The 6,193-nt window shown below is 46.3% G+C and carries 3 protein-coding genes; 2 read left to right on the forward strand and 1 reads right to left on the reverse strand.

The features are described from left to right. Nucleotides 1-107 precede the first annotated feature (107 nt). On the forward strand, nt 108-3,779 hold the full coding sequence (gene metH / locus DDR33_RS08485; protein WP_109415350.1) for a methionine synthase: 3,672 nt from the start codon (nt 108-110) through the stop codon (nt 3,777-3,779). A gap of 39 nt (nt 3,780-3,818) precedes the next feature. After that, nucleotides 3,819-4,772, forward strand: coding sequence for a methylenetetrahydrofolate reductase [NAD(P)H] (gene metF, locus DDR33_RS08490; RefSeq protein ID WP_109415351.1), 954 nt, complete (start codon nt 3,819-3,821; stop codon nt 4,770-4,772). 113 nt (nt 4,773-4,885) lie between these two features. Here metF and thrC read toward each other — a convergent pair. Beyond that, a partial coding sequence (gene thrC / locus DDR33_RS08495) for a threonine synthase (protein ID WP_238387722.1) occupies nt 4,886-6,193 on the reverse strand: 1,308 nt, incomplete at its 5' end.

A 6,193-nucleotide genomic window follows, 5' to 3' on the forward strand; every position in this document is an offset into this window, starting at 1 on the left:
TTTTGTGAATTGCGGGGACATGTTGCAGGTCATGGAATGAGATATGATGTCTTCTCTTCCGGCTAATCAATTTATATCCGGGTTCACAACAGATAACCCACATCATAATGGACATTAGAAAAGAACTAGACAAGCGCATTCTTGTCATCGATGGAGCGATGGGGACGATGATCCAGCGATACAAGCTTACAGAAGAAGATTTCCGGGGGCAGAGATTTAAGGATCATCCATGTGACCTGCGGGGAAACAACGACCTGCTGAACATCACAAGACCTGATGTGATCAAAGAGATCCATGCCATGTACCTGGAGGCAGGAGCTGATATTATTGAGACGAACACTTTCAGTACTCAGCGTATTTCTATGGCCGACTATCAGATGGAAGATCTCTCCTATGAAATGAGCTATGAAGGTGCCAGGATAGCGAAAGAAATTGCGACAGAATATACTCTGAAAAATACACAGAAACCACGCTTTGTTGCTGGTGCGATAGGCCCCACCACCAAGATGGCGTCTATGTCTCCGGATGTGAATGATCCGGGGTTCAGAGCTGTTAATTTTGACGAGCTTGCAGAGGCTTATTATGAACAGGTACGCGGCCTGGTAGATGGAGGGGCTGATCTCCTTCTTTTCGAAACGATTACGGATACTCTTATTACCAAGGCCGGCATCTATGCCGTCAAGCGGTATGAGCATGAAATTGGCCGGAAAATCGATATTATGATATCGGGCACCATTACTGATGCCAGTGGCCGCACTTTATCAGGGCAGACAGTTGAAGCTTTCCTCAATTCGCTCACTCATGCGAATATTCTGAGCATTGGATTAAATTGTGCACTCGGAGCTAAGGAAATGAGACCTCATATCGAGGAATTGTCAATAAAAGCCGGATGTTATGTATCTGCTTACCCCAACGCAGGGCTTCCTAACGAATTCGGCGCTTACGATGAAGTGCCTCATGAAACCGCCCATCTTGTAGAAGATTTTATAGCGCACGGCTTTGTTAACATCGTCGGCGGATGCTGCGGAACAACGCCTGAGCATATTTCCTGCATCGCGGAAAAAGCAGCAAAATACCCCCCTCGAAAGGTTCCTTCTATTGCACCTCATTTACGTTTAAGCGGCCTGGAACCTGTAACGATAACCCCTGAAAGCATTTTCGTGAACATTGGAGAACGGACCAATATTACCGGGTCTCCAAAGTTTTCAAAGCTTATTCTGGGAGGGGATTATGAGGGGGCACTCTCTGTTGCACGCCAGCAGGTTGAAGGCGGAGCCCAGGTAATTGATATCAACATGGACGAAGGAATGCTTGATTCTGAGGCGGCCATGACTAAATTTCTAAACCTGGTAGCATCAGAGCCCGATATTGCTAAACTACCGGTAATGGTAGACTCTTCTAAATGGAGTGTCATACTCGCTGGCCTCAAATGTCTTCAGGGCAAGGGGATAGTAAACTCTATTTCGCTTAAGGAAGGGGAAGAGAAGTTTAAGGAGCATGCGCAGAAAGTACTCCTATTTGGTGCAGCTGTTGTCGTGATGGCGTTTGATGAACAGGGACAAGCTGACAGCTACGAACGGCGGGTGGAGATCTGTAAACGTTCATACGATATCCTTGTAAACGAAGTTGGTTTCCCGGCCCAGGATATCATCTTCGATCCAAATATTCTCACTGTCGCTACGGGACTGGAAGAACATAACAATTATGCAGTTGATTTTATCAATGCAACACGCTGGATCAAAGAAAACCTGCCGCTGGCTAAAGTGAGCGGTGGTGTTTCCAATATATCATTCTCTTTCAGGGGAAACAATGTTGTAAGGGAGGCGATGCATTCGGCTTTTCTGTATCACGCTATAAAGGCGGGACTCGACATGGGGATTGTGAATGCCGGGATGCTGGAGGTTTATGAAGAGATCCCTAAAGAGCTTCTTGAGCGTGTTGAAGACGTCCTCCTAAACAGGAGGCCAGACTCAACAGAGCGGCTTGTTGATTTTGCAGAAACCGTAAAAGCGAAAGGAAAAGGGGCTGTAAAAGACGAAGAATGGCGTAAAGCATCAGTAGAAGAGCGGCTTAGCCACGCGCTGGTAAAAGGAATCATAGAATATCTTGATGAAGATGTAGAAGAGGCCCGCCAGAAATACCCCCGTCCCCTTCAGGTAATTGAAGGACCTTTGATGGGTGGGATGAATGTAGTAGGAGACCTGTTTGGTGCCGGAAAGATGTTTCTTCCACAGGTGGTAAAGTCAGCACGGGTCATGAAAAAAGCGGTCGCCTACCTGTTGCCCTTTATTGAAGCTGAAAAACTGAATAATCCGGAAGGCTCAGGTTCCAGCTCAGCAGGGAGAGTATTGATGGCCACTGTAAAGGGCGACGTTCACGATATTGGCAAGAATATAGTCGGTGTGGTCCTTGCCTGTAATAATTTTGAAGTGATAGACATGGGAGTTATGGTGCCTTCACAAAACATTCTTCGCAGAGCAAAAGAAGAAAACGTGGATATCATAGGGCTTAGCGGCCTCATCACTCCTTCTCTTGATGAGATGGTGCATGTTGCCAAAGAAATGGAGCGGGAAGGCTTCAGCATCCCCCTGCTGATCGGGGGAGCTACAACGTCGCGGATCCATGCAGCAGTAAAGATTGCTCCTAATTATTCTGGTGCAGCGATACATGTGCTGGACGCTTCGCGCAGCGTAACAGTTTGCAGCAGTCTGATGAACCCCGAACTAAAGGATTCTTATATACAGGGTATAAAAGAAGAGTATGCGAAAGCGCGGGAGGCCCATTTGAACAAACGCTCTGACAAGCGCTACAAGACGATACAGGAAGCCCGGGAAAACCGGTTCAGGATAGATCTGGATCAGGTAGAAAAGCAGGCACCTGCATTTATTGGAACAAAGGTATTCGACGATTTTCCACTTGAAGAACTCGTTCCTTATATAGACTGGACTCCGTTTTTCCATACATGGGAATTACGGGGCAGTTTTCCAAAGATCTTTAATGATCCAGGCACCGGGGTTGAGGCAAAAAAACTCTATGACGACGCACAGCAACTGCTGGAAAGGATAGTCAAAGAAAAACTGCTTACGGCGAAAGCTGTAATTGGATTCTGGCCTGCAAACTCGGCGGGAGACGACATTGTGCTTGAATCCGAAGATAATAAGGGACGACCAGTAGTGATCCACACTCTTCGTCAGCAGGCAGAGAAACCCAAAGGAGAGCCTTATTATGCTTTGTCAGACTTTATTGCACCCAAAGAGTCGGGCATAAAAGATTACTTCGGAGGATTCGCTGTAACAGCAGGAATCGGATGTGATGAACTTGTTGCTCAATTTGAGCAAGATCACGATGATTATAACAGCATCATGGCAAAGGCCCTGGCAGACCGGCTTGCGGAAGCTTTTGCAGAAAAGATGCATGAGCTGGTACGCCGTAATTATTGGGGATATGCAAAGGATGAGCTCTTAAATAACGAGGATCTCATTAAGGAACGCTATCAGGGCATCCGTCCGGCACCGGGCTATCCGGCATGTCCTGACCATACAGAAAAACGCACGCTGTTTCATCTTCTCCATGCAGAAGAGAATGCGGAAATACACCTGACAGAAAGCCTGGCTATGTATCCTGCAGCATCTGTAAGCGGCTTTTATTTTTCGCATCCTCAGTCCCGTTATTTCGGCCTGGGTAAAATCACGAAGGATCAGGCAGAAGATTACGCCCTGCGCCGTAACGAACCGCTGGAAGAAGTAGAAAAATGGCTGGGACCGAACCTGGCTTACTAAGAATGCCTCCACACCACGCAACTCACAACCCGTAACAAAATGAAAATCACAGAACATATATCCAACTCTAACGGCAAAACGCTCTTCTCATTTGAATTGCTCCCTCCAATAAAGGGACAGAGCATCCAAAGCATTTATAATGCTATTGACCCGTTGATGGAATTTAAACCGCCGTTTATTGATGTCACCTACCACCGTGAAGATTATATATATAAACAACATGCAAACGGACTGCTTGAAAAAGTAACCTATCGCAAGCGGCCTGGCACTGTTGCAATTTGTGCGGCCATTATCAATCGCTATAAGGTTGATGCCGTTCCGCACCTCATTTGTGGTGGCTTCACGAGGGAGGAAACCGAAAACGCGCTGATTGACCTGCAATTTCTTGGCATAGACAACGTTCTTGTACTACGGGGAGACGCGCGGAAAACTGATGCTTCATTCATTCCAACGCAGGGAGGGCACGCGTATGCCACAGAATTACTTCAACAAGTTGCCAGCATGAACCAGGGCAAGTACCTTCATGAAGATCATGATGCAAACAAAACTGATTTCTGCATAGGTGTTGCGGCCTACCCGGAGAAGCATTTCGAGGCCCCAAATATCGAAACTGACTTTAAATATCTCAAGCAGAAGGTTGATATGGGGGCAAACTTCATAGTAACCCAGATGTTCTTTGATAACAAAAAATATTGTGACTTCGTAAAACAGTGCAGGGACCATGGGATCAATATTCCGATCATTCCGGGATTAAAGCCTATTACAACTTCCAAGCAACTGATTAATCTTCCGAAGATATTCCATATTGATATCCCGCTTGAACTAAGTGATGCAGTTACTGCCTGCAAATCTGATGCAGAAGTGAAAGAAGTTGGTATTGAATGGATGATTCAACAGTGTAAGGAACTTGTTGAATTTGGAGCACCGGTCCTTCACTTCTATACGATGGGAAACCCCGAACCAACATACAGGATTGCAAAGGCGGTTTTCTAGTAACCACCCTGCCCAAAGTGCGGCAGTGCGGGACATTGCCAGCGGGCAGAAAAAGAAGGCTGCGGAACTGCATTGAGCGTTTGCCCGGTGCATGTCCCGCTGCCTTCAGCATATCAAGCTTTCATTAAAAACTCTTTGAACACCTGAAAATCAGCTTTTAATCCGGTCGCCTGCTTCGGCTTGCCTTCCAACTCTTTTACCTGCGCCGGAATTTCAACCTGCTTTGCAATTTCTCCCTCGTAGATATCGGGAAACTTACAGGGGTGAGCCGTTGAAAGAAAAACTGCTGCAGACAAATCATCTCCAGAAGTCTTCCTGTAATCTTCAATAGCCAGCCAAGCTATCGCAGTATGGGGACAAACAACATACTGATACTTTTCAAAAATCGTTTCAACAGCTTCACGCGTTTGCTCATCGGTATAACTGGCGGCACTGACTATCTTTTTCACTCCTTCGAGGTCATGTTCAAACAGTTGCATGATCCGTACCCAATTGCTTGGATTACCCACATCCATTGCATTGGAAAGAGTAGCGACAGAGGGCCTGGGCTCATAGAAACCCGATTTGAAAAAATGAGGGACAGTATCGTTCACATTCGTTGCTGCTATAAACCGTTTAACAGGCAACCCCATCTTCCACGCCAGCAAACCAGCTCCGATGTTTCCGAAGTTTCCACTGGGCACTGAAAAAACAACATCAGCTTTCCCTTCTCTTTTCAATTGCGCATAAGCATTAAAATAATAGAAGGTTTGCGGGATGAGACGGGCAATATTAATTGAATTGGCAGAAGTCAGCCTGAATTTTTCATTGAGTTCCCAGTCAGTAAAGGCCAGCTTTACCAGGGCCTGGCAATCATCAAAAGTACCGTCAATTTCAACCGCACGAATATTTTGGCCGTTTGTAGTTAACTGTAGTTCCTGAATAGGACTCACTTTTCCTTTGGGATACAGAATCGTAACCTGGGTATTAGGAACCCCGAGGAACCCTAAAGCCACAGCCCCCCCGGTGTCACCAGAGGTAGCAACCAGCACATTCAGCGTCCTCTCACCATCCTCCATAAAATATCCCATCACTCTGCTCATGAATCTTGCTCCGAAGTCTTTAAAAGCCAGAGAGGGACCATGAAAAAGCTCCAGCACATACGTACTTCCATCAAGCTTAACAACGGGGGCCGGAAAGTTAATCGCATCATCTATGATTGCCTTCAGGTCCGCATCGGGAATTGCGTCTTGCAAAAGGTTCTTCGCTACCTCATATGCTATCTCCTTTAACGAACAGCTTTCAATTTTGTCTATGAAGCCTGCATCCAGCTTCGGTATTTCCACAGGCATGTAAAGCCCTTTGTCCTGCGGCATACTATTGAACACCGCCTCTTTAAAATCCACTGTCCTTTCAGGACTATTTGTACTGTATAATTTCAC

Source organism: Pararcticibacter amylolyticus (assembly GCF_003130405.1).
Taxonomy (GTDB): Bacteria; Bacteroidota; Bacteroidia; order Sphingobacteriales; family Sphingobacteriaceae; genus Arcticibacter; species Arcticibacter amylolyticus.